Origin of the sequence: Lysinimonas soli (assembly GCF_042655435.1) — a bacterium.
In the GTDB taxonomy this organism is placed as follows: Bacteria; Actinomycetota; Actinomycetes; order Actinomycetales; family Microbacteriaceae; genus Lysinimonas; species Lysinimonas soli.
This window is the reverse complement of sequence record NZ_JBHSMG010000001.1, coordinates 1,084,060-1,108,870: the sequence shown is the minus strand read 5'-3', so window position 1 is coordinate 1,108,870 and position 24,811 is coordinate 1,084,060. Positions and strand designations below refer to the sequence as shown.

The 24,811-nt window shown below is 68.8% G+C and carries 19 protein-coding genes and 1 tRNA gene; 17 read left to right on the top strand and 3 right to left on the bottom strand.

What is annotated here, in order from left to right; all coding sequences use genetic code 11:
• The first annotated feature begins 11 nt into the window (after window positions 1–11).
• The 9 genes from ACFPJ4_RS05295 (at window position 12) to ACFPJ4_RS05255 (ending at window position 12,855) form a co-directional block, all read left to right on the top strand.
• Window positions 12–242 carry a DUF6704 family protein gene (locus ACFPJ4_RS05295; RefSeq protein ID WP_386739237.1) on the top strand — a complete coding sequence of 77 codons (231 nt, stop codon included), beginning with the start codon at window positions 12–14 and terminating at the stop codon, window positions 240–242.
• A gap of 1 nt (window position 243) precedes the next feature.
• Window positions 244–1,032: an indole-3-glycerol phosphate synthase TrpC gene (trpC, locus tag ACFPJ4_RS05290; protein ID WP_386739236.1), complete on the top strand. Its 789-nt coding sequence runs from the start codon at window positions 244–246 to the stop codon at window positions 1,030–1,032.
• Window positions 1,029–2,243 (top strand): tryptophan synthase subunit beta, encoded by a 1,215-nt coding sequence (gene trpB / locus ACFPJ4_RS05285; protein WP_386739235.1) that lies wholly within the window; start codon window positions 1,029–1,031, stop codon window positions 2,241–2,243. The genes trpC and trpB overlap by 4 nt, the downstream gene beginning before the upstream one ends.
• Window positions 2,240–3,031, top strand: a complete 792-nt coding sequence (trpA, locus tag ACFPJ4_RS05280; RefSeq protein WP_386739234.1) for a tryptophan synthase subunit alpha — start codon at window positions 2,240–2,242, stop codon at window positions 3,029–3,031. Before trpB ends, trpA begins: the two co-directional genes overlap by 4 nt.
• A gap of 44 nt (window positions 3,032–3,075) precedes the next feature.
• Window positions 3,076–4,167 carry a prolipoprotein diacylglyceryl transferase gene (locus ACFPJ4_RS05275; protein ID WP_386739233.1) on the top strand — a complete coding sequence of 364 codons (1,092 nt, stop codon included), beginning with the start codon at window positions 3,076–3,078 and terminating at the stop codon, window positions 4,165–4,167.
• Window positions 4,168–4,283: 116 nt separating this feature from the next.
• Window positions 4,284–8,876, top strand: coding sequence for a glutamate synthase large subunit (gene gltB, locus ACFPJ4_RS05270; RefSeq protein WP_386739232.1), 4,593 nt, complete (start codon window positions 4,284–4,286; stop codon window positions 8,874–8,876).
• A 51-nt stretch (window positions 8,877–8,927) separates the two neighbouring features.
• Window positions 8,928–10,385 carry a glutamate synthase subunit beta gene (locus tag ACFPJ4_RS05265; RefSeq protein WP_386739231.1) on the top strand — a complete coding sequence of 486 codons (1,458 nt, stop codon included), beginning with the start codon at window positions 8,928–8,930 and terminating at the stop codon, window positions 10,383–10,385.
• 56 nt (window positions 10,386–10,441) lie between these two features.
• A complete protein-coding gene (gene pyk, locus ACFPJ4_RS05260; protein ID WP_386739230.1) occupies window positions 10,442–11,899 on the top strand; it encodes a pyruvate kinase in 1,458 nt (485 codons plus the stop codon).
• A gap of 176 nt (window positions 11,900–12,075) precedes the next feature.
• Window positions 12,076–12,855 carry a DUF2510 domain-containing protein gene (locus tag ACFPJ4_RS05255; RefSeq protein ID WP_386739229.1) on the top strand — a complete coding sequence of 260 codons (780 nt, stop codon included), beginning with the start codon at window positions 12,076–12,078 and terminating at the stop codon, window positions 12,853–12,855.
• A gap of 21 nt (window positions 12,856–12,876) precedes the next feature.
• On the opposite strand, the gene ACFPJ4_RS05250 is transcribed toward ACFPJ4_RS05255, so the two are convergent.
• Window positions 12,877–12,959, bottom strand: a tRNA-Leu gene (locus tag ACFPJ4_RS05250).
• Window positions 12,960–13,009: 50 nt separating this feature from the next.
• Between ACFPJ4_RS05250 and ACFPJ4_RS05245 the strand changes: the two genes are divergently transcribed.
• Window positions 13,010–13,615, top strand: a complete 606-nt coding sequence (locus tag ACFPJ4_RS05245; RefSeq protein WP_386739228.1) for an ANTAR domain-containing response regulator — start codon at window positions 13,010–13,012, stop codon at window positions 13,613–13,615.
• Window positions 13,616–13,663: 48 nt separating this feature from the next.
• Here the strand turns inward: ACFPJ4_RS05245 and ACFPJ4_RS05240 are convergent, their stop codons facing one another.
• Both ACFPJ4_RS05240 and ACFPJ4_RS05235 read right to left on the bottom strand, forming a co-directional pair.
• Window positions 13,664–14,362 carry a class I SAM-dependent methyltransferase gene (locus ACFPJ4_RS05240; RefSeq protein WP_386739227.1) on the bottom strand — a complete coding sequence of 233 codons (699 nt, stop codon included), beginning with the start codon at window positions 14,360–14,362 and terminating at the stop codon, window positions 13,664–13,666.
• Window positions 14,363–14,419: 57 nt separating this feature from the next.
• A complete protein-coding gene (locus tag ACFPJ4_RS05235) occupies window positions 14,420–14,845 on the bottom strand; it encodes a PaaI family thioesterase (protein ID WP_386739226.1) in 426 nt (141 codons plus the stop codon).
• A 46-nt stretch (window positions 14,846–14,891) separates the two neighbouring features.
• On the opposite strand from ACFPJ4_RS05235, the gene polA reads away from it, so the two are divergent.
• From polA to uvrB, 7 genes are all read left to right on the top strand, one after another.
• Complete coding sequence (gene polA / locus ACFPJ4_RS05230; RefSeq protein ID WP_386739225.1) at window positions 14,892–17,555, top strand: DNA polymerase I; 2,664 nt, start codon at window positions 14,892–14,894, stop codon at window positions 17,553–17,555.
• A 60-nt stretch (window positions 17,556–17,615) separates the two neighbouring features.
• Window positions 17,616–17,885, top strand: a complete 270-nt coding sequence (locus ACFPJ4_RS05225) for an HPr family phosphocarrier protein (protein WP_386739224.1) — start codon at window positions 17,616–17,618, stop codon at window positions 17,883–17,885.
• A 55-nt stretch (window positions 17,886–17,940) separates the two neighbouring features.
• Complete coding sequence (locus ACFPJ4_RS05220; RefSeq protein WP_386739223.1) at window positions 17,941–19,632, top strand: DUF885 domain-containing protein; 1,692 nt, start codon at window positions 17,941–17,943, stop codon at window positions 19,630–19,632.
• 94 nt (window positions 19,633–19,726) lie between these two features.
• Complete coding sequence (locus ACFPJ4_RS05215; protein ID WP_386739222.1) at window positions 19,727–20,314, top strand: hypothetical protein; 588 nt, start codon at window positions 19,727–19,729, stop codon at window positions 20,312–20,314.
• Window positions 20,315–20,481: 167 nt separating this feature from the next.
• Window positions 20,482–21,948, top strand: coding sequence for a 30S ribosomal protein S1 (gene rpsA, locus ACFPJ4_RS05210; RefSeq protein ID WP_386739221.1), 1,467 nt, complete (start codon window positions 20,482–20,484; stop codon window positions 21,946–21,948).
• A 117-nt stretch (window positions 21,949–22,065) separates the two neighbouring features.
• A complete protein-coding gene (gene coaE, locus ACFPJ4_RS05205) occupies window positions 22,066–22,674 on the top strand; it encodes a dephospho-CoA kinase (RefSeq protein ID WP_386739220.1) in 609 nt (202 codons plus the stop codon).
• Window positions 22,675–22,744: 70 nt separating this feature from the next.
• Window positions 22,745–24,811, top strand: a complete 2,067-nt coding sequence (gene uvrB, locus ACFPJ4_RS05200) for an excinuclease ABC subunit UvrB (protein WP_386739219.1) — start codon at window positions 22,745–22,747, stop codon at window positions 24,809–24,811.

The window sequence follows — 24,811 nt, the reverse complement described above, 5'->3', positions numbered from 1 at the left end:
AAGGAGCAGTAGTGAGCGACGAGACCGAGCCCGGCGAGGGCAACTCGCCCGCAGCATGGGTCGCTGTGATCATCATGCTCGCCGCCATCGCGGGTGGAACGTTCGCGTTCTGGTTCGACCTGCCCTGGCTGGTCTGGACCTGCGCAGGCCTCGTGGCCGTCGGTGCGATCACGGGAGCGGTGCTCTCGAAGCTCGGCTACGGCGTCAAGGGTCCGCGCTACGTGCCGAAGGCGCACTCCTAGAGTGCTCTCCGATCTCGTCGCCGGGGCCGTCGCCGACGCCGCGGAGCGCCGCGCTGTGCGAAGCCTCGAGGCGGTCGAAGCCGACGCCCGGGCTGCGACTCCGGCCCTCGACGTCCTGAGCGCGCTCGCGCCCGGCGAGCGGGTCAAGATCATCGCCGAGGTCAAGCGGGCGAGCCCCTCCCGAGGGCCGCTGGCCGAGATCGCCGATCCCGCCTCGCTCGCGGTGTCGTACCAGACCGGCGGAGCCAGCGCCATCAGCGTGCTCACCGAGCAGCGCCGGTTCCTCGGTTCGCTTGCCGATCTCGAGGCGGTTCGCGCCGCCGTCGACATACCGGTGCTGCGCAAGGACTTCATCGCCGATCCGTATCAGGTGTACGAGTCCCGAGCGGCCGGCGCCGACCTCGTGCTGCTGATCGTGGCGGCGCTCGATCAGCAGCAGCTCGCCGAGTTGCACGCGCTGATCGTCCAGCTCGGCATGACCGCACTGGTCGAGACCCACTCGGCGGAAGAGGTCGAACGCGCGCTGGATGTGGGGGCGTCGGTCGTCGGCGTCAACGCCCGTGACCTGAGCACCTTCGAACTCGATCGGGAGCTGTTCGGAACGCTCGCCGACCGCATTCCCTCCGGCGTCATCCGGATCGCCGAGTCGGCCGTGAAGGAGCCTGCAGACGTCGCGCACTACCGAGCCGCCGGCGCCGACGTCGTGCTCGTGGGGGAGGCCCTGGTCACGGGGTCGGACCCGGTTGCGACCCTCGAGAGCTTCCTCAACGCGGGCACGGTGAACGCGTGAGCAGCCTGCGCGGGCTGCCCGGGCCGTTCTTCGGCCCATACGGCGGTCGCTTCATGCCGGAGTCGCTGATCGCCGCGATCGACGAGCTCGCGGCCGCCTACGAGCTGGCGAAGGCCGACCCCGGATTCCACGCCGAGCTGGCCGAATTGCACCGCAGCTACACGGGCCGCCCGTCGATCATCACCGAGGTGCCGCGCTTCGCGGAGCATGCCGGCGGCGCGCGGATCATCCTCAAGCGCGAAGACCTCAACCACACCGGTTCGCACAAGATCAACAACGTGCTCGGCCAGGCGCTGCTGACGCGGCGCATCGGCAAGACCCGGGTCATCGCCGAGACCGGCGCCGGCCAGCACGGGGTCGCCACGGCCACGGCCGCAGCCTTGTTCGGTTTCGAGTGCACGATCTTCATGGGCGAGGTCGACACCCAGCGGCAGGCGCTCAACGTCGCGCGCATGCGGCTGCTCGGCGCCGAGGTCGTGTCGGTGACGACCGGCTCGCGCACCCTCAAAGACGCGATCAACGAGGCCTATCGGGAATGGGTCACGAGCGTCGAGACCACCAACTACGTATTCGGCACAGCGGCGGGGCCGCATCCGTTCCCCGCGATGGTGCGCGACTTCCAGAAGGTCATCGGCGAAGAGGCGCGACGCCAGGTGCTCGAACTCACCGGCCGGCTCCCGGATGCCGTGGCGGCCTGCGTCGGGGGCGGATCGAACGCGATCGGCATCTTCGACGCCTTCCTCGACGATCCGAGCGTCAAGCTGTACGGCTACGAGGCCGCCGGCGACGGGATCGACACCGAGCGGCACGCGGCGGCGATCGAGCGGGGCCGTCCCGGCATCCTGCACGGCGCCCGCAGCTACCTGCTGCAGGACGAGGACGGCCAGACGGTGGAGTCGCACTCGATCTCGGCCGGACTCGACTACCCGGGCGTCGGACCGGAGCACGCCTACCTCGCCGACATCGGTCGGGCCGTCTACCTTCCTGCGAACGACGCCGAGGCCATGGAGGCCCTGCGCCTGCTGAGCCGCACCGAGGGCATCATCCCGGCGATCGAGTCGGCGCATGCCCTGGCCGGGGCGCTGAAGCTCGGCCGGGAGCTGGGGCCCGACGCCGTCATCCTGGTCAATCTGAGCGGCCGCGGCGACAAGGACGTGCAGACCGCAGGCGAGTGGTTCGGCCTGTTCGACGAGGGGGCGGTGCAGTCGTGAGCGCGCGCCCCACATCGGTCGCCGCGACGATCGAGGCGAACCGCGCGACGGGGGGAACGCTCGTCGGCTACCTGCCGGTCGGGTTCCCCGACCTGGCGACCAGCATCGATGCCGCCGTGGCCCTGGTCGAGCACGGCGTCGACGTGCTCGAGCTCGGGCTGCCGTACTCCGACCCCGTCATGGACGGCCTGGCCATCCAGAAGGCCACTCAGGCCGCCCTGGCCGGCGGTTTCCGCGTGCGCGACGTGTTCACGGCGGTCGAGGCGATCCGCTCCCGCGTCGCGGCGCCCGTGCTGGTCATGACGTACTGGAACCCCGTGCTCCAGTACGGCGTCGACCGGTTCGCCGACGCGTTGGTCGATGCCGGGGGAGCCGGGCTCATCACCCCGGACATCACCCCCGACTCCGCGGCGGACTGGCTCGCGACGAGCGATCGCACGGGGCTCGACCGGGTGTTCCTGGCCGCGCCCTCGTCGACCGACGCGCGGATCGCCGACACCGTCGCCGCCACCAGGGGCTTCGTCTACGCGGTCTCGACCATGGGCATCACGGGGGCTCGGCAGGATGTCGACGCCGCTGCCCGCACGCTCGTCGCGCGGCTGCGCGCCGCCGAGGCCGACCAGGTCTGCGTCGGAATCGGCATCTCCACCGGAGATCAGGTGGCCGAGGTGCTCGCCTACGCCGACGGGGCGATCGTGGGCTCAGCGCTCGTCACGGCTCTCGCCGAGCACGGTGTCGCCGGGCTGGCCCGCACCGCCGCGGCTCTCGCACAGGGTCGCAGTCACTAGACTCGATCCGGTTTTCCCCTCGTCTTCCCGCCGAAAGGTCGTCAGTGGTCCCGTTCACCATCCCGAGTCCTCCGATCGACTGGCAGGTGTTCTACGTCGGCTCCTGGCTGCACTCCTGGATTCCGGCCTGGCCCGAGAACTGGACCCTTCCGGTGCACACCTACGCGCTGTGCATCCTGGCCGGCATCATCGCGGCGCTGCTCATCACGAACCGGCGCATGGTGCGTCGCGGCGCCGAGCCGTGGATCATCATCGACATCTCGCTCTGGGCGATCGTGCTGGGGATCGCCGGCGCGCGGTTCTACCACGTGGTCACCCACATCGACGACTACTTCGGCCCGGGCAAGAACACCTGGAACCCGTTGCAGGCCGGTGCCGTATGGAACATCTGGGACGGCGGCAACGCGATCTTCGGCGCGCTCATCTTCGGCGCCCTCGGCATCTACATCGGAAGCCGCTTCGCCGGCGTCCGGTTCTGGAGCGTCGCCGATGCCCTCGCGCCGACGCTGCTGGTCGCGCAGTCCCTCGGCCGCCTCGGCAACTACTTCAACCACGAGCTGTATGGACTGCCCACCAACCTGCCGTGGGGGCTCGAGATCGAGTCGACGAACGCGGCGTACCCGTCCGGGCTTCCGACCTCGGGCGTCTACTTCCACCCGACCTTCCTCTACGAGATCATCTGGAACCTCAGCGGCTTCGTGCTGATCCTGCTGATCGAGAACAAGGTCACCTGGGTCGCCTCCCGCGCTGGCGGCGCGCGCGTTCCGCACCTCACGCGCAAGGCGAGCTGGCAGTGGGGCAAGGTCCTCGGGCTGTATCTGATCTGGTACGGCGCGGGGCGCAGCTGGTTCGAGTCGATCCGCGTCGATCCCAGCCAGAGCTTCCTCGGAATCCGCGACAACGTCTGGGGCGCCCTGGCCGCCGTCGTGCTCGGAATCGTGATCATCGCGGTGCAGACCCGGCGTCATCCGGGGGCCGAGCCGAGCTTCTACCTGCCCGGACGACAGTGGACGCCCCCGGCTGCGGTAGACTCGGAGGAGTTCTACTCCGATACCGACGAATCTGGCGATGATGCAGAGGCGGGCTCGCGAGAGACGGGCGCTCCCGCCACAAGCGGGGCCGCCCACCCCTCCTAACGTCCAGCGACACCACGCCGACACGCCGGATCCGCAGCCCCCGCGGTCCACGGCACCCCTCCAATCTGCTGGGCCATCGACGTCCCGACACCAGCTCCATCGTGAGGACGGTACTCATGGCGCACTCCACCCCATTCGAACGGTTCAGTTCTGTTCCCTCGGCACAGGGTCTCTACGACCCACGCCGTGAGAAGGACGCCTGTGGTCTGGCCATGGTCGCGACCCTGCGCGGCACGGCGGGGCACGACATCATCGCCCAGGCGCTCGACGCGCTCCGCCATCTCGAACACCGCGGGGCCGTCGGGTCGGATGCGGGCACCGGCGACGGCGCCGGCATCGTCACCCAGATCCCCGACGCGTTCCTGCGCGCCGTCGTCGACTTCGCGCTGCCGCCCGTCGGCCGCTACGCCGTCGGCATGTCGTTCCTTCCCCTCGACCCCGACGAGCGCGAGGAGCTCAAGAGCGGCGTCGGCGCGATCGCCGAGCAGGAGGGTCTGCGCGTCCTCGGCTGGCGCGAGGTGCCCACCGACTCCGAGCACCTGGGCCAGCTGGCTCGCGACGCCGCACCCGCGTTCGAGCAGCTGTTCCTCGAGTCCACGCGCACGGATACCGCGGGCGCCCCGCTCGGCGACATCCAGCTCGACCGGCAGACCTTCCGCCTGCGCAAGCGGGCGGAGCGCGAACTGGGGGCCTACTTCCCGTCGCTGTCGGCCCGAACCCTCGTCTACAAGGGCATGGTCACCACGCTCCAGCTCGAGCCGTTCTACCCCGATCTGAGCGACGAGCGCTTCGCGTCCAAGCTCGCCCTCGTGCACTCGCGGTACTCCACGAACACCTTCCCGTCGTGGCCGCTCGCCCAGCCGTTCCGGGTGATCGCGCACAACGGCGAGATCAACACGGTCCAGGGCAACCGCAACTGGATGCGGGCCCGGCAGAGCCAGCTCGAGTCCGAGGTCCTGGGCGAGCTGCGGCCGCTGTTCCCGATCGTCAGCGAGGGGGCGAGCGATTCGGCCTCCTTCGACGAGGTCGCCGAACTGCTGCTGCTCTCCGGCCGCTCCCTGCCGCACTCGATCATGATGATGGTGCCGGAGGCCTGGGAGAACCAGGTCGACATCGACCCGCGTCGGCGCAGCTTCTACGAGTTCCACTCGATGCTCATGGAGCCGTGGGACGGCCCGGCCGCGCTGGTCTTCACCGACGGTTCGCTGGTCGGCGCGACGCTCGACCGCAACGGTCTGCGCCCCGGTCGCTTCCTCGTGACCGACGACGGGCTCGTCGTGCTCGCCAGCGAGATCGGCGTGCTCGACTTCCCGGCCGACCGCATCGTGCGCAAGGGCCGCCTGCGCCCGGGCAAGATGTTCCTCGTCGACACCGTCGCGGGCCGCATCGTCGAGGACGACGAGATCAAGGCCGAGCTGTCCTCGGCCGAACCGTGGCAGGACTGGCTCGACGCCGGCCGCATCCACCTCGCCGACCTCCCCGAGCGCGAGCACATCACGCACACCCCGGCCTCGGTCGTCCGTCGGCAGCGCACCTTCGGCTATACCGAGGAGGAGGTGCGCATCCTCGTCACGCCGATGGCGCAGAACGGAGCGGAACCGCTCGGCGCGATGGGATCCGACACGCCGATCGCCGTGCTCAGCGACCGTCCCCGGCTGCTGTTCGACTACTTCACCCAGGCTTTCGCGCAGGTGACCAACCCGCCGCTCGACTCGATCCGCGAGGAGGTCGTCACCTCGATGAAGCTCGGCCTCGGCCCGGAGCGCAACCTGCTCACGGCGACGCCCGAGCATGCACGGCAGGTCGTGCTCGAATTCCCGGTCATCGACAACGACGAGCTCGCCAAGATCCAGCACATCCAGGCGCCTGCGACCGGTCAGCTCGAGCACGGGGTCAAGCTCAGCCGCGTCATCAAGGGGCTCTACCGCGTCGCGGACGGCACCGAGGGCCTCACCGAGCGCCTCACGGCGATGTGCCAAGAGGCCGACGAGGCGATCGAGCAGGGTGCTCAGTTCCTCGTGCTGAGCGACCGCGACTCGAACGCCGAGTTCGCCCCGATCCCGTCGCTTCTGATGCTCGCCGCGGTGCACCACCACCTCATCCGGCAGGAGAACCGGATGAAGGTCGGCCTGATCGTGGAGGCCGGCGACGTACGCGAGGTCCACCACGTCGCGCTCCTGATCGGCTACGGCGCATCGGCGATCAACCCCTACCTCGCCATGGAGACCGCCGAGCAGCTCGTGCTGAGCGGCATGATCTCGGGGATCACCCCCGAGAAGGCGGTCAAGAACCTGATCAAGGCCCTCGGCAAGGGCGTGCTCAAGATCATGTCCAAGATGGGCATCTCGGTCGTGGGCTCCTACGCCGGTGCGCAGGCCTTCGAGGCGGTCGGCCTCAGCCAGGCCTTCGTCGATCACTACTTCACCGGCACCACGAGCCTGCTCGGCGGGGTCGGCATCGAGGTCATCGCGGCCGAGAACGCGGCACGGCACGCCGCCGCCTACCCGGAGGACGGCGCGACCGTCGTCCACGAGCGGCTGCAGGTCGGCGGCGAATACCAGTGGCGCCGCGAGGGTCCTCCCCACCTGTTCAACCCGGATACCGTGTTCCGGCTTCAGCACTCGACGCGCGCGAAGCGGTACGACATCTTCCGCGAGTACACCAAGCTCGTCGACGACCAGGCCGAGCACCTGCAGACCCTGCGCGGGCTGTTCGAGCTGAAGACGCACGGACGCGCCCCGGTCCCGCTCGACGAGGTCGAGCCGGTCGAGTCGATCATCCGCCGCTTCAACACCGGCGCGATGAGCTACGGCTCGATCAGCAAGGAAGCCCACGAGACCCTGGCGATCGCGATGAATCGGATCGGTGGGCGCAGCAACACCGGCGAGGGCGGCGAAGACGTCGACCGGCTCATCGACCCGGAGCGTCGCAGCCGCATCAAGCAGGTCGCGAGCGGCCGCTTCGGCGTCACCAGCATGTACCTGACCCATGCGACCGACATCCAGATCAAGATGGCGCAGGGGGCCAAGCCCGGCGAGGGCGGTCAGCTGCCGCCCGGCAAGGTGTACCCCTGGATCGCGCGCACGCGCCACGCCACCGCCGGCGTCGGCCTGATCTCGCCGCCTCCGCACCACGACATCTACTCGATCGAAGACCTCAAGCAGTTGATCTTCGATCTCAAGCGCGCCAACCCCGAGGCCCGGGTGCACGTCAAGCTCGTCTCGCAGTCGGGCATCGGCGCGGTCGCCGCCGGCGTCACCAAGGCCCTCGCCGATGTCGTGCTGGTGTCCGGTCACGACGGGGGGACCGGCGCCTCGCCGCTCAACTCGCTCAAGCACGCCGGAACACCCTGGGAGATCGGCCTGGCCGAGACCCAGCAGACCCTGATGCTCAACGGGATGCGCGACCGCGTCGTCGTGCAGGTGGACGGCCAGATGAAGACGGGACGCGACGTCATCGTCGCGGCCCTGCTCGGGGCCGAGGAGTACGGCTTCGCGACCGCACCGCTCGTGGTGAGCGGCTGCATCATGATGCGCGTGTGCCACCTCGACACCTGCCCGGTCGGCGTCGCGACGCAGAACCCCGAGCTGCGCGCGCGCTTCTCGGGAAAGCCGGAGTTCGTCGAGACCTTCTTCGAGTTCCTCGCCCAGGAGGTGCGCGAGTACCTCGCCGAGCTCGGCTTCCGCTCGCTCGACGAGGCGATCGGTCACGCCGAGCTGCTCGACGTCGACCGCGCCATCGACCACTGGAAGGCGGACGGTCTCGACCTCACGCCGATCCTCGTCGGGCCCGCGTTCTCGGCGACCGAGCCGCGCCGCAACCACCGCGGGCAGAAGCACGAGCTCGACAAGCACTTCGACGTCGAGTTGATCCGCCGTTCCTCCGCCGCACTCGACCACGCCGAGCCGGTGCGTATCGAGCTGCCGATCCGCAACACCGAGCGTGCCGTCGGCACGATGCTCGGCCATGAGGTCACCAAGCGGCACGGCGAGCACGGCCTGCCGGCCGGCACGATCGAGGTCGTGCTGACCGGGTCTGCCGGGCAGTCGCTCGGAGCCTTCATGCCCGCGGGCATCACGCTGCGGCTCGAGGGCGACAGCAACGACTACGTCGGCAAGGGCCTCTCGGGCGGCCGGATCGTCGTGCGTCCTCCGCGGGGGGCGATCTTCCCGGCCGAACGCAACGTGATCGCCGGCAACGTGATCGGCTACGGTGCGACGCAGGGGAGCATGTTCATCCGCGGGGTCGTGGGCGAACGATTCCTGGTGCGCAACTCCGGCGCGAGCGCGGTCGTCGAGGGCGTGGGCGATCACGCACTCGAGTACATGACCGGCGGCCTCGCGGTCATCCTCGGCACGACCGGCCGCAACCTCGGGGCCGGCATGTCGGGCGGTACGGCTTACGTCTACGAGCTCCGGCCGGAACGCGTCAACCGTGACTCCCTGGCGACGGGGGAGCTGTCGCTGCTGCCGCTGGAGAGCGCCGACATCGAGATCCTCACCGACCTGCTCACGCAGCACGTCGCCGAGACCGATTCGCCGCTCGCGGCCCGCATGCTCGCCGACCCCGAGGTCTTCACGAACTTCGTCAAGGTTCTGCCCCGCGACTACGCCGCCGTGCTCAAGACCCGTCAGACGGCCGTCGACGAGGGTCTCGACCCCGACGGCGACATCGTCTGGAACCGGATCATGGAGGTCACGGGCGGATGAGCGAACCCGATTCCCAGGGCGTCATGGGCGCCAGGCAAGGAGTGGTCGCCGGTGGCTGACCCCAAGGGCTTTCTGAAGACCCAGGAACGCGAACTGCCCAAGCGTCGGCCGGTTCCGGTGCGCATCATGGACTGGAAAGAGGTCTACGAGGCGCAGGATCCCGAGCAGCTCCGCCGGCAGGCGGGCCGGTGCATGGATTGCGGCATCCCGTTCTGCCACCACGGCTGCCCCCTCGGCAACCTGATCCCGGAGTGGAACGACCTCACCTGGCGCAATGAGGGCCGTCAGGCGATCGAGCGACTGCACGCGACCAACAACTTCCCCGAGTTCACCGGGCGGCTGTGCCCCGCGCCGTGCGAGTCGAGTTGCGTGCTGGGCATCAACCAGCCGGCGGTGACGATCAAGCAGGTCGAGGTCTCGATCATCGATCAGGCCTTCCAGAACGGCTGGGTGCAACCGCATCCGCCGGAGCGGCTCACGGGCAAGACCGTCGCGATCGTGGGCTCCGGACCTGCCGGGCTGGCCGCGGCCCAGCAGCTGACCCGAGCCGGCCACACCGTCGCGGTGTATGAGCGCGACGACCGGATCGGCGGTCTGCTGCGTTACGGCATCCCGGATTTCAAGATGGAGAAGAAGCAGCTCGAGGCGCGCCTCGCGCAGATGCAGGCCGAGGGCACCCGCTTCCGTGCCGGCGTCGAGATCGGCGTCGACATCGCCTGGGATGACCTCCGCTCGCGCTACGACGCGGTCGTCGTGGCGACCGGCGCCGTGGTCCCGCGCGACCTGCCGATCCCGGGGCGCGACCTGATGGGCGTGCACTTCGCCATGGACTACCTGGTGCAACAGAACAAGGCCGGCGCCGGCGACACGGTCGTCAACCAGCTCACGGCCGAGGGCAAGCACGTGATCGTGCTGGGCGGCGGCGACACGGGAGCCGACTGCATCGGCACCGCTCACCGGCAGGGCGCCCTGAGCGTCACCAACCTCGCGATCGGGATTCAGCCGCCCAGCGAACGCCCGATGCACCAGCCCTGGCCGACGGTGCCGAACCTCTTCGAGGTCTCGAGCGCCCACGAAGAGGGCGGCGAACGCGTCTATCTCGCGTCGACCGTCGAGTTCCTCTCCAACGAGGCCGGTGAGGTGCGGGCCCTGCGGGTCGCCGAGACGGAGTACATCGACGGACGCCGGGTGCCGAAGTCGGGCACGGAGCGCGAGATCCCCGCCGACCTCGTCCTGCTCGCCCTGGGCTTCACGGGCGCCGAGTCCGAGCGGCTCGACGAACAGCTGCACCTTCCGTTCGACGATCGGGGCAACGTCAGCCGCGACGAGGACTACCAGACCAGCGAATCCGGCGTGTTCGTCGCCGGAGACGCGGGCCGTGGGCAGTCGCTGATCGTCTGGGCCATCGCCGAGGGACGCGCCGCGGCATCCGCCGTCGACCGCTTCCTCGAGGGCGAGACGCAGCTGCCGTTCCCCGTGCGCCCCACCGACCGCCCGCTCGCGGTCTAGGCTTCCCACGCGTCTGCCACCGACGCCTCCCACCACCACACCAACTGAAGGAAGTCATGAGACGAGCCAAGATCGTCGCAACACTCGGGCCCGCCACCTCGAGCTACGAGAACATCCGCGCGATCATCGAAGCGGGCGTCAACGTCGCGCGGATGAACCTCAGCCACGGCAGTTACGCCGTGCACGAGGAGGTCTACGCGAACGTGCGCAAGGCGGCCGCCGACACGGGGATCCCGGTGGCGGTGCTCGTCGACCTGCAGGGCCCCAAGATCAGGCTCGGCAAGTTCGAGGCCGGCCCCTACGAGCTCGAGGTCGGCGACATCTTCACGATCACGACCGAAGAGGTCCTCGGCACGAAGGACCTGGTCGGCACCACCTTCAAGGGGCTTCCGCAGGATGTCGCTCCCGGTGACTTCCTGCTGATCGACGACGGCAAGGTCAAGGTCAAGGTGCTCGACACCGACGGGGTGCGCGTGCGCACGGAGGTCGTCGTGGCCGGACCGGTGTCGAACAGCAAGGGGATCAACCTCCCGGGGGTCGCCGTCAACGTGCCGGCCCTGTCCGAGAAGGACGAGGCCGACCTGCGTTGGGGTCTCCAACTCGGCGCCGACTACATCGCCTTGTCGTTCGTGCGCGACGCCTCCGACATCACGCGGGTGCACGAGATCATGGCCGAGGAGGGCCGCAAGACGCCCGTCATCGCCAAGATCGAGAAGCCGCAGGCCGTCGACCACCTCGAAGAGATCATCAACGCCTTCGACGGCATCATGGTTGCCCGCGGCGATCTGGGCGTCGAGCTGCCGCTCGAGGCGGTGCCGATCGTGCAGAAGCACGCGGTCGAGCTCGCTCGCCGCATGGCCAAGCCGGTCATCGTGGCGACCCAGATGCTCGAGTCGATGATCTCGAGCCCGGTGCCGACCCGCGCCGAGACCTCGGATGTCGCGAACGCCGTGCTCGACGGGGCCGACGCCGTGATGCTCTCCGGTGAGACGAGCGTGGGGGAGTACCCCGTCGTAACCGTGTCGACCATGGCGCGCATCGTCAGCTCGACCGAGGACCACGGCCTCGAGCGGATCCCTCCGCTTGGCACCAAGCCGCGCACGCAGGGCGGCGCGATCACGCTCGCCGCCGCGGAGGTGGCCGACTTCGTGGATGCCAAGTACGTCTGCGTCTTCACGGAGTCGGGCGATTCGGCCCGCCGCATGTCGCGGCTGCGGTTCCGGATCCCGATGAAGGCGTTCGCCACCGAGGAGTCCACCCGGCGACGGATGGCGCTCACCTGGGGCATCGAATCGTTCCTCGTCGACCGTGTCAACCACACCGACGCGATGTTCAAGCAGGTCGACGAGGTGCTGATCGGTCAGGGGCTCGCCGAGGTCGGCGACCGCGTGGTCGTGATCTCAGGATCGCCTCCCGGAATCCCCGGCTCGACCAACGACCTCCGGGTGCACGTCATCGGCGACGCCGTGAACGCGGCCGCGCCGGTGTGGGAGAGCGGCGCGCACGCCGACTGACCTCGGTCACGGTCCACCCGCTCCGGCATCCCCGGAGTTCCCAGGTCGGCGCCTGCGGCCTCGGACCTGCGGGGTTCCCCCATCCGGGGGAGCCCCGCATGCGGGGTCGCGGGCACCCCGGATCCCCGCCAGGATCGACGTATGCGCTTTGCGCTGACGTACCAGGGGGACGGATCTTGACCGACATCATCACGCCGCAGGCCGGCTGGTACCCGGATCCGACCGATTCGCGGGCGTACCGCTGGTGGAGCGGCGGGGCGTGGACCGATCACCTCACCGCGGCGCCGAGCGCAGAATCGGTGTGGGCGGGCGGCAGCGACGCCGGCCAGCCGGTTCGGGTCGGAGCGGACGCCTTCGCTCTCAGCGACGCCGCGCCAACGCCCTTCAGCTCCCGCTTCGACGACGCCTGGGGCGAGATCGAGCCGATCCGCACCACGAACCACTCGGGAACCGTCGTTGTCATCGTGGGAGTCGCCGCGATCGCGGCCTACCTGGGCTCCCTGGCGCTGGCCTATTCGACCGTCATCCCCTTGATCCCGGGCCTTCTCGGTCTGATCGCCGCGGTGCCCGCCTTCCGTCGCGCACGGATCACGGGCGAGGGCCTGGCGATCTCCCTGCTCGGCGTGCTGCTCTCCGGGGCCGCGACGGTGCTGTCGGTACTGCCTCTTCTTCCGTTGCTGCTCGGAATCCCGTCGGCGACCGACATCAAAGCCACGACGAGCGGCATCACGCAGGCCATCACCTTCCACACGACGGCGGAGCACGCGCTGGTCGCGGGGGCGCAGAAGGACTTCGGGCAGGCGGCGAGTGCGGCCCAGTGCCCCAGTGACGTCCTGCCGACCAAGGGCAGCACCTTCAGCTGCACCGAGACCATGGCCGACGGGTCGACCAAGGCGGTCAATGTCACCGTCACCGATGACAGCGGCACGCTGAGCTGGATCCCCGCCGCGGGGTGAGGTCACCCCTCGAGTTCACGGTGCCGGATGTGGGATTCGAACCCACACGCCCTCACGGACAGAGCATTTTGAGTGCCCCGCGTCTACCATTCCGCCAATCCGGCGCACACGCCCATGGGCGCAGCACTCTGGAACGATACCGTAGGCTCGTTCCGTGAGTGATCAGCAGGAGTCCCCGGTAGCGCCGCGGCGCGTCGTCGTCGCGGAGGACGAGTCCCTCATCCGGCTCGACATCGTCGAGATCCTGCGAGACAACGGATTCGACGTGGTCGGCGAAGCCGGCGACGGCGAGACCGCGGTCGCGCTGGCGACCGAACTGCGCCCCGACCTCGTGGTCATGGACGTCAAGATGCCCCAGCTCGACGGCATCTCGGCCGCCGAGAAGCTCGCCAAGAACCACATCGCCCCGGTCGTGCTGCTCACCGCATTCAGCCAGAAGGAGCTGGTCGAGCGAGCGAGCGAGGCCGGTGCTCTCGCCTACGTGGTGAAGCCCTTCACCCCCAACGACCTGCTTCCCGCGATCGAGATCGCGCTCAGCCGGTACCAGCAGATCGTGACCCTCGAAGCCGAGGTGGCCGACATGGTCGAGCGCTTCGAGACCCGCAAGCTCGTCGACCGCGCCAAGGGGCTGCTCAACGAGAAGATGGGGCTCAGCGAGCCCGAGGCCTTCCGCTGGATCCAGAAGGCATCGATGGATCGCCGGCTCACCATGCACGATGTCGCCCAGGCGATCATCGACCAGTTGGCCGCCAAGAAGTAGCGTCCGGCGCTCCCCTCGAGGAGCCCGACCGCACCCGGCGCCGCCCTCTCAGCTGACCCGCGCGAGCACCCAGATGTGACGTCGCCCGGGCCGCAGGATGTCGATCCGGATGCGGTCCCCGGCGAACGACCTCAGGACCTGCTCGCTCACACGTGCGCCCCGCCACGCCCGGTTCAAGGTGCGGCGCCCCGACAGCAGATGACGAAGGTGCCCCGCCCAGTCCAGCAGGCGCGGAACGAGACCCCTCCGGCGGAACTGGATGAGCACCCAGCCTCCGGGGGCGGTGATCCGCAGCGCCTCGGCGAAATAGCGCAGCTGCGGGGCCGCGGTGGGGATGTGCTGCATCGTGATGTACGAAAACACGGCGTCGACGCTGTCGTCGTCGAAGGGGAGTTCACCGTTGCCCGAGACCTCGACGAAGTCGACGTTCGTCGCGCCGGCGAGATTCTTCCGCGCCCCGGCGAGCATCGCGCTGCTGATGTCGACGGCCTTCACCCGGCCCGCCAGCGTCGCGAGGTGCCGCGTCATCCGGCCCGTTCCGCACCCCACCTCGACGAGGATCGCCCCGGGCTCGATCGTCACGCCGGCGAGGGCGAGGTACTGCTCGACCTCGCGCGCGCCCGACGCGAAGAACTCCGCGCTCTCCGAGGTGAAGGCGGTCGCGATGTACCAGGCCGCGTTCTCTCTCGCCGCGCTGTTCCAGAAGCGTTTCGCGCCGTTGTCGCCCGTCGCTCGGTCGGGATCCATGCCGCCCCCCTCCGCCGATCGCGCTCCGAGGGGAACGCGATCCGACTGCCGCGCAGTCTAGAGGTCGCGCAGCATGTTGGTCATCCGGACCGTCGAGAGGCGGCGACCCGATTCGTCGGTCATGACGATCTCGTGGGTGCACAGGGTTCGACCGAGCACGAGCGCGGTGCAGGTCCCGGTGACCCAGCCCTCCGTGATCGAGCGGCTGTGCGTCGCGTTGATCTCGATGCCGACCGCGTAGCGCGTCGGCCCGGCGTGGATGGCCGACGAGATGGAGCCGAGCGACTCGCCGAGCACGACATGGGCGCCGCCGTGCAGCAGACCGACCACCTGCGTGTTGCCGGCCACCGGCATGCGGGCCACCGAGTAGTGCGCCGAGAGCTCGAGAAGCTCGATCCCCATCCGCTTCGCGAGACCGCCGCCGCCCGACTCGACGAGTCGCGCCACGAGTGCGGGGTCGAGATCCGGGGGAAGTATCGTCACGCTGACTCTCCGCGAGGGTGTCGGAACCGGCGGATAGGCTGGGCCCGTGCCGGACTCCGAAAAGCCTACCCTTCTGCTCGTCGACGGCCATTCGCTCGCCTTCCGGGCGTTCTACGCGCTGCCCATCGACAGCTTCGTGACGCGCGACGGTCAGCACACCAACGCGATCCACGGCTTCCTGTCGATGCTCATCCTGCTGCTGCAGAAAGAGAAGCCGACCCACCTCGGGGTGGCGTTCGACATCTCGCGCTTCTCGTTCCGCAACCGCGAGTACCCGGAGTACAAGGGCACCCGGGGCGAGACCCCGCCCGAGTTCAAGGGCCAGGTGCCGCTCCTCGAAGAGGCGCTGCACGCCATGAACATCACGACGATCAGCAAAGAGGACTTCGAGGCCGACGACATCCTCGCGACCCTGTCCCTGCAGGGCAAGCAGCAGGGCTACCGGGTACTCGTCGTCTCCGGCGACCGCGACACGATCCAGCTGGTCGACGACGACGTCACGCTGCTGTATCCGAACGCGCGCGGCGTCTCCGAGCTCAAGCGCTACGACGAGGATGCGGTGCGCGAGCGCTACGGCATCGACCCGGCCCAGTACCCCGAGATCGCCGCCCTCGTGGGCGAGACCAGCGACAACCTGCCGGGGGTCGACAAGGTCGGCGAGAAGACCGCCGTCAAGTGGATCCAGCAGTACGGCACCGCGGCCGAGCTGCTCGAGCACGCCGACGAGATCTCGGGCGTCGTCGGCAACAACCTGCGCGAGCAGCGCGACCGGGTGGTGCGCAACCGCAAGCTCAACCGGCTCGTCCGCGACGTCGAGCTGCCCGTGTCACCCCACGACCTCGTGCGCAATCCGATCGACGCCACCGCGGTGCGCGAGGTGTTCGAGCGCTTGCAGTTCCGCACCCTGCTCGACCGGGTGATCAAGCTCGAAGGCACGGCCGACGATCAGCTCGTCGGCGACGACGAGCGTCTGCCGGTCGCGGCCATCCCCGCGGTGCGCACGATGGTCGACGAAGAACTCGCGAAGTGGCTCGACACGGCATCCGAGCACGGCACGGCGCCGCTCGGGCTCCGGATCGTGACCATCAACGGACAGGTCGAGGGCTTCGGGATCGCGAGCGCAAGCGAGAGCGCCTGGGTGCCGTGGGCGCCGGGCCGCCCCGACTACGAGGCCCTGGCGAGCTGGCTCGCCTCGGACTCGCCGAAATACCTGCACGAGGCCAAACGGCAGCTCAAGACGCTCGCCGGTACCGGCCTCGAGTTGAACGGCATCGCCTTCGACACCACGCTCGGCGCCTGGCTGCTCCGACCGAGCACCAAGGCCGACACCCTGGGCGGGCTGACGTACTACTACCTCGGTGAGACCCTGCCCGAGCCCGACCCGAGCCAGCTGGTTCCCGAGACGGAGGCCGTGAGTCCGGCGACCGAGGCGTGGTACGTCTTCCGACTCGCGGGCGAGCTCGCGAGCCGACTCGACCCCGGGTCGTTGAGCGTGTCGCGCGAGATCGAGGTGCCGTTGGTCCCCGTGCTGGCCCGCATGGAGACGCAGGGGGTCGCCGTCTCGGCGCCGGTTCTCGCCGAGCTCAACTCGAGGCTCGGGACGCAGGCGGCCGAGATCGCGCGGCAGGCCTACGCCGAGATCGGACGCGAGGTGAACCTGGGCTCGCCCAAGCAGCTGCAAGAGGTGCTCTTCGATCAGCTCGGCATGCCCAAGACCCGGCAGAACAAGACCGGGTTCTCCACGGATGCGGCCTCGCTCGCCGACCTGCAGGACCAGCACCCGCATCCATTCCTGGAGCTGCTGCTGCAGCACCGCGACGCGACCAAGATCCGGCAGATCGTCGAGACGCTCGAGAAGGGCATCGGCGCCGACGGACGCGTGCACACGACGTACGAGCAGACCGGCTCCGCCACGGGCCGCATCTCGTCGAACGATCCCAATCTGCAGAACATCCCGATCAAGACCGAGGTGGGCCGCGAGGTCCGATCGGCCTTCCAGCCGGGAGAGGGCTTCGAGACCCTCCTGACCGCCGACTACTCGCAGATCGAGATGCGGATCATGGCGCACCTCTCCGAGGACGAGGGGCTGATCGAGGCCTTCAACTCGGGGGAGGACCTGCACCGCTTCGTCGGGGCGCGCATCTTCCGGGTCGACCCGTCCGAGGTGACCCCGGTCATGCGCACCAAGGTGAAGGCGATGTCGTACGGCCTCGCCTACGGCCTGTCGGCGTTCGGCCTCTCGAAGCAGCTGCGCATCGAGACATCCGAGGCGCGCGAGCTCATGGCCGACTACTTCGCGCGCTTCGGCGCCGTGCGCGACTACCTGCGCGGTGTCGTGGAGCAGGCCCGTGCCGACGGGTACACGACCACGATCTTCGGGCGTCGTCGGCCGTTCTCCGATCTCACCTCGACGAATCGCGTGCTGCGCGAGAACGCGGAGCGCCAGGCCCTCAACTCGCCGATCCAGGGCTCCGCCGCCGACATCATCAAGCGCGCCATGCTCACGATCGACGCCGACATCCGGGAGCGGATGCTCGGCTCGCGCATGCTCCTGCAGGTGCACGACGAGCTCGTGTTCGAGGTGGCACCCGGCGAGCTCCCCGAGCTCACCGAGATCGTGCGCACCCGGATGGCCGGAGCGGCCACGCTGAGCGTGCCGCTCGAGGTGCAGCTGGGATCCGGCCCGAACTGGGACGCCGCCGCTCACTGACTCGCTCACAGCCGGCGCTGCCTGACGCGGTCCCGCCCCTCACCTGCCAAAGGAGAACCCATGTCCGAACGAACTGTCGTCGTCGCGTCGAGCGTCGGACTGCACGCGCGCCCCGCGTCGTTGTTCAGCCAGGCCGCCGCCAAGACCGGCATCTCGATCACGCTGACGTCGGCGACCGGGAGGAGCGTCAACGCGGCCAGTATCCTCGGCGTGCTGTCCCTGGGGATCGGTCACGGCGAGGAGGTCACCCTGTCCTCGGATGCCGAGGGAGCCGAGACCGCGCTCGACGCACTCGTGATCGTGCTGTCGACCGATCTCGATCGGGAGTAGCCGCTCCGGGCCGGTCCCCACTGGCGCCGACAGGCACGCTGGTTAGGCTGGGAACATGAGCGATTCGACGACGCCGTCCTCCCGACCGTCCACACCGATCGATGCGATCGCCGAGAAATGGGTCGTCACCCTGGCCGATCTCGATCCGGATGTCGCCAACTGGGTGGGCATCCCGGGCCGGCTCGGCGAGTACGCCGACTACTCCCCAGCGGGGCACGAGGCCCAGCTCGCCGCGGGCAACGCGGTGATCGCGGAACTCGAGGCGGCCGCACCCGTCGACGAGGTCGACGTTGCCACCAAGACCGACCTGCTGGCCGAGCTCCGGCTCTCGGCCGAGGCGCACGCGGCAAAGCTGCACGAGCGCGACGTGAACGTCATCGCCTCTCCGGCGCAGGGCATCCGCGAGGTCTTCGATCTCATGCCGACCGCGACCGAGGGCGACTGGGCCACCATCGCCGAGAAGCTCGGCAACGTGCCGGGAGCGGTCGCGGGCTACATCGAGACCCTCCGGCAGGGGATCGCCGACGGGGTCGTCCCCGCCCGGCGGCAGGTCATCGAGACGGCAACCGGGGTGAGGCGGCACGCCGATCCGCTCGGCTTCTTCTTCGACTTCACCTCGTCGGCCGCGCTCGAGGGCGGCGGAGAGCTGCCCGGCAGTCTCAAGGCCGAGCTGAAGAAGGGGGCAGAGGCCTCCGCGGATGCCTACGCGCAGCTGGCCGAGTTCTTCGAGCTCGAGCTGGCACCGAAGGCGGGCGAACAGGACGGCGTGGGTCGCGACATCTATGCGCTGCAGTCGCGGCGCTTCCTCGGGGCGCAGATCGACTTCGACGAGACCTACGAATGGGGCATCGACGAGCTCGCCCGCATGGTCGAGGAGCAGACCCGGATCGCCGGCGAGATCGTGCCGGGCGCCTCGGTGGAGGAAGCGGTTGCATTCCTCGAGGCCGATGAGTCGAACAAGCTCCACGGAACCGAGGCGCTCCAGCGCTGGATGCAGGAGCTCAGCGATCGAGCCGTCGCGGAGCTGTCGGCGACGCACTTCGACATCCCCGATCCCGTGAAGAAGCTCGAGTGCATGATCGCGCCGACTCAGGAGGGTGGGATCTACTACACCTCGCCCAACGACGACTTCTCGCGTCCCGGTCGGATGTGGTGGAGCGTGCCCGAGGGGGTCACCGAGTTCGACACCTGGCGTGAGACCACGACCGTGTACCACGAGGGCGTGCCGGGGCATCACCTTCAACTCGGCCAGGCGGTCTACAACCGGGCCATGCTCAACACCTGGCGGCGTTCGCTCGCCGGCACGAGCGGGCACGCCGAGGGCTGGGCCCTCTACGCCGAGCGGCTCATGGACGAACTCGGCTACCTCGAGAAGCCGGCCGACCGCCTCGGGATGCTGGACGGTCAGCGCATGCGCGCCGCGCGCGTCGTGCTCGACATCGGGGTGCATCTCGGCAAGCCCAACCTCGACGGCAGCGGCGCCTGGACCGCGGATGACGCCCTCACGTTCATGCGCGCCAACGTCAATATGAACGACTCCTTCATCCGCTTCGAGGTCAACCGCTACCTCGGCTGGCCGGGGCAGGCGCCCTCGTACAAGGTCGGTCAGCGTATCTGGGAGCAGCTGCGCGACGAGGTCAAGAGGCGCGAGGGCGCCGCCTGGAACATCAAGGCGTTCCACAAGCGCGCGCTCGATCTCGGCGGCGTCGGGCTCGACACCCTGAGGGCGAGCCTGCTCGGCGCATGAGCCCCGCGGAGGCCGCAACGCGCCCCCGTTGAGCCGTCGCCCAGGCGGCGGGTAGGTAGGCTGTCCGAACACCGAAGACCCAGGAGTCGACACCGTGCCCCGTCCCCTCGTCAGCGCCCTCGCGGCGGCGATGCTCATCACGATCGCCCTGACCGGGTGCACGCAGAGCGCCGCACCCGTCACCCAGGACAGCTGTTCGGGCAAGATCTCCAAGGTGCTGCTGAGCGACGATTCGGCCACGAAGGTCGTCAGTTTCAACGCCGGTGATGTCCCGAAGATCTTCGCGGTGTCGGCGACTCCGGCGCCCACCTGCTACTACTCATCAAGCACCACGGCCCCTCAGGACGGGGTCGAGTACACGACAACACAGCGCACGCTGCTCTACATCGGCCTCAGCGACGCCCAGGTCGCCTCGATGGTCGCCGCGCTCCGCAAGACGGTGTCGGTCGCGCCGTGGAGTCTTCGCTACGACGACGGCACGGCGTCGCCGAGTGCCGCCGGCTCGCCGACGACCTCCGCCCGCTGGTACTACAACTTCGGGGGCAAGGCGCAAGACGACAGGGGCGAGATGGGCTACGCCTCGATGACGCCCGTCAGCGTGGGAATCGCGTCCCAGGCAGGCCTCGAGAAGCCCGTCAACGTGCTCCGCATCGAGACCCAGCTGCGCCAGGTCAAGAAGTAGCCGCGGCCGTTCGGCGCCGGCGCCCGATCGTGTTGCCGGGTCCCATGCGGGCCCGGTATGCTGGAATGTCGCTTTCGCGACGTTCTATCCGCCTGCCTTCGGCGTGAAATCACCTGAACCACCTGCGTCGTCGGCCTTCACCCATGTCCCTTCGGAGCCACTACTACATGACAACCACAACGACCGCTACGGTCGCCAAGCAGGTCGCGATCAATGACATCGGATCTGCTGAGGATTTTCTCGCCGCAGTCGAGAAGACCCTGAAGTTCTTCAACGACGGAGACCTCATCGAAGGAACCGTCGTCAAGATCGACCGCGACGAGGTGCTCCTCGACGTCGGCTACAAGACCGAGGGTGTCATCCCCTCCCGCGAACTCTCCATCAAGCACGACGTCGACCCCTCCGAGGTCGTCAACGTCGGTGACATGGTCGAAGCCCTCGTTCTCCAGAAGGAGGACAAAGAGGGTCGCCTCATCCTGTCCAAGAAGCGCGCGCAGTACGAGCGTGCCTGGGGCGACGTCGAGAAGATCAAGGAATCGGATGGCGTCGTCACCGGTTCGGTCATCGAGGTCGTCAAGGGCGGTCTCATCGTCGACATCGGCCTCCGTGGCTTCCTGCCCGCCTCGCTCATCGAGCTGCGCCGGGTGCGCGACCTGACGCCGTACCTCGGCCAGGAGATCGAGGCCAAGATCCTCGAGCTCGACAAGAACCGCAACAACGTCGTGCTGAGCCGCCGCGCGCTGCTCGAGCAGACGCAGAGCGAGTCGCGCAGCACCTTCCTCAACAACCTCCAGAAGGGCCAGGTCCGCAAGGGCGTCGTGTCCTCGATCGTCAACTTCGGCGCGTTCGTCGACCTCGGCGGCGTGGACGGCCTCGTGCACGTCTCGGAGCTGTCGTGGAAGCACATCGAGCACGCGAGCGAGGTCGTCGAGGTGGGCCAGGAGGTCACCGTCGAGATCCTCGAGGTCGATCTCGAGCGCGAGCGCGTGTCGCTCTCGCTCAAGGCGACCCAGGAGGACCCGTGGCAGGTCTTCGCCCGCACCCACGCGATCGGCCAGATCGCGCCCGGAAAGGTCACCAAGCTCGTTCCGTTCGGCGCCTTCGTGCGCGTGGCGGAGGGCATCGAGGGCCTCGTGCACATCTCGGAGCTCAGCGGCAAGCACGTCGAGCTCGCCGAGCAGGTCGTGTCGGTGGGTGACGAGGTCTTCGTCAAGGTCATCGACATCGATCTCGAGCGTCGCCGCATCTCGCTGAGCCTCAAGCAGGCCAACGAGGGCATCGACCCCCACAACACCGAGTTCGACTCCGGTCTCGCCGCGCTGTACGGCATGGTCACCGAGTACGACGAGCAGGGCAACTACAAGTTCCCCGAGGGCTTCGACGCGACCAGCGGCGAGTGGCTCGAGGGCTTCGACACCCAGCGCGAGGCATGGGAGCAGGAGTACGCCGCCGCCCAGCTGCGCTGGGAGGCCCACAAGAAGCAGATCCTCGCCGCGGAAGCCGCCGGCGACGAGCTGCGTCCGGCCGGCCCGAGCAGCAGCAACTCGTTCTCGAGCGAGAGCGCGAGCGTCGGCACCCTTGCCGACGACGAGGCGCTGGCCGCGCTTCGCGAGAAGCTGTCGAGCAACTCCTAGGAATCAGCACACACGAGGGCCGGGCGCAGTCGCGTCCGGCCCTCGTGTCGTTCCACCACCCTGCAGGCCCAGGACCGGCCGAGGCGGCCCGGGCGACGAAGCCGATAGCATCGTTCGATGCAGCTCATCGGCCTCACGGGCGGGATCGCATCGGGCAAGTCGGTGGTCGCCGCCCGGCTCGCGGAACACGGGGCCGTCGTCGTGGATGCCGATCAGGTGGCCCGCGAGGTCGTCGAACCGGGCAGCCCGGCTCTCGCCCGCATCGCGGAGGAGTTCGGGAGCGGCGTCATCGCCTCCGACGGGAGCCTCGATCGGGCGGCCCTCGGAGCCATCATCTTCAGTTCGCCCGAGAAGCGCGCCGCACTCAACGCGATCACCCATCCGGCGGTCGCCGCTCGCTCGCACGAGCTCTTCGCCGCGGCGCAGGCGGCGGATCCGGACGCGATCGTCGTGTACGACGTGCCCCTGCTGGTCGATGCCGGCCGCGTCGACGAGTTCGATCTCGTCGTCGTGGTCAACGCGAGCACCGAGACCCGGATCTCGCGGATGATGCAGTTGCGCGGGATGACGCACGACGAGGCGCTGCACCGCATCAACTCCCAGGCCACCGACACCGAGAGGCTCGCGATCGCCGACGTCGTGATCGATTCGAACGGCACCCTCGAGGAGACGCTGCAGCAGGCGGACGTGCTCTGGGAGAACCTTCGTTCCCACGCGAGGCACTGACCGGCTTCACCCCTCACCGACCGCGTCGTCACCCGGCGGCCTGTCGGGGGTGCGACCTAGGCTAGGCAGCATGGAGCCCACTCGTTCGGTGCGACCTTTCGAGGTCATCAGCGACTACACGCCGAGCGGTGACCAGCCCGCGGCGATCAAAGAGCTCGCGCACCGGGTCAATGCCGGTGAGACCGACATCGTGCTGCTGGGCGCCACCGGAACGGGCAAATCGGCGACGACCGCCTGGCTGATCGAGCAGGTGCAGCGGCCGACGCTCGTGCTCGCGCACAACAAGACGCTTGCGGCGCAGTTGGCCAACGAGTTCCGCGAGCTGCTGCCCAACAACGCGGTCGAGTACTTCGTCAGCTACTACGACTACTACCAGCCCGAGGCCTACGTGCCGCAGACCGACACCTTCATCGAGAAGGACTCCTCGGTCAACGCCGAGGTCGAGCGATTGCGGCACTCGACGACCAACTCGCTGTTGAGCCGCCGCGATGTCGTCGTGGTCTCGACCGTCTCCTGCATCTACGGGCTCGGCGCGGCCGAAGAGTACCTGGGCGCCATGACCGCCCTGCAGGTGGGGGAGCACATCTCCCGCGACAAGCTGGTGCGGCGCTTCATCAACATGCAGTACGAGCGCAACGACATCGACTTCTCGCGCGGCAAGTTCCGGGTGCGCGGCGACACGATCGAGATCATCCCCGTCTACGAGGAGCACGCGATCCGCATCGAGATGTTCGGTGACGAGATCGAGGCCCTGTACACGCTCCACCCGCTGACCGGCGAGGTCATCAAGAAGATGGATGCGGTCGCCGTCTTCCCGGCCACCCACTACGCCGCCAGCACCGAGGCGTTGCAGCGCGCCCTCGTCACGATCCGCGCCGAGCTGGCCGAGCGCCTGGCCGAGTTCGAGCGCCAGGGCAAGCTGCTCGAGGCACAGCGGCTGCGCATGCGCACCGGCTTCGACCTCGAGATGATGGAGCAGATCGGCTTCTGCAACGGCATCGAGAACTACTCGCGCCACATCGACGGCCGCAAGCCCGGTCAGCCGCCGAACACCCTGCTCGACTACTTCCCCGACGACTTCCTCGTCGTGATCGACGAGTCGCACGTCACCGTCCCGCAGATCGGCGCGATGTACGAGGGCGACGCGAGCCGCAAGCGCACCCTCGTCGAGCACGGATTCCGGCTGCCGAGCGCGCTCGACAACCGCCCGCTGCGCTGGGAGGAGTTCCTGAATCGCGTGGGGCAGAAGGTCTACCTGTCTGCCACACCCGGTCGCTACGAGCTCGGCGTCACCGACGGCGTTGTCGAGCAGATCATCCGTCCGACCGGACTGGTCGACCCTCAGATCGTGGTCAAACCCAGCAAGGGTCAGATCGACGACCTGCTCGAAGAGATCCGGGTCCGTGCCGAGCGCGACGAGCGCGTGCTCGTCACCACCCTGACCAAGAAGATGGCCGAAGAGCTGACCGACTTCCTCGGTGAGCACGGGGTGCGGGTGCGCTATCTGCATTCCGACGTCGACACCCTGCGTCGGGTCGAGCTGCTGACCGAACTGCGTCAGGGCGTCTACGACGTGCTCGTGGGCATCAACCTGCTGCGCGAGGGCCTCGACCTGCCCGAGGTGTCGCTGGTGGCGATCCTCGACGCCGACAAGGAGGGCTTCCTGCGCAGCTCGACCTCCCTCATCCAGACGATCGGTCGCGCCGCACGCAACGTCTCGGGCGAGGTGCACATGTACGCCGACAATCTCACCGACTCGATGAAGCAGGCCATCGACGAGACCGACCGCCGGCGCGAGAAGCAGGTGGCGTACAACCTCGAGCGCGGCATCGACCCCCAGCCGTTGCGCAAAAGGATCGCCGACATCACCGATGTGCTCGCGCGTGAGGGCGCCGACACCGCTGCGCTGCTGTCCGGGCGCGACGGGCGCAAACGCGCCCCCACCCCCAGCCTCCGTCGCGAGGGAGTGGGCGCAGCCGGTGCGGCCGAGCTCGAGACGATCATCGCCGACCTCAACGAGCAGATGCTCCAGGCCGCGGGAGAGCTCAAGTTCGAGCTCGCCGCGCGCCTGCGGGATGAGCTCTCCGAGATGAAGCGCGAGTTGCGCCAGATGGAGTCGGTCGGGCACGTCCGGTAG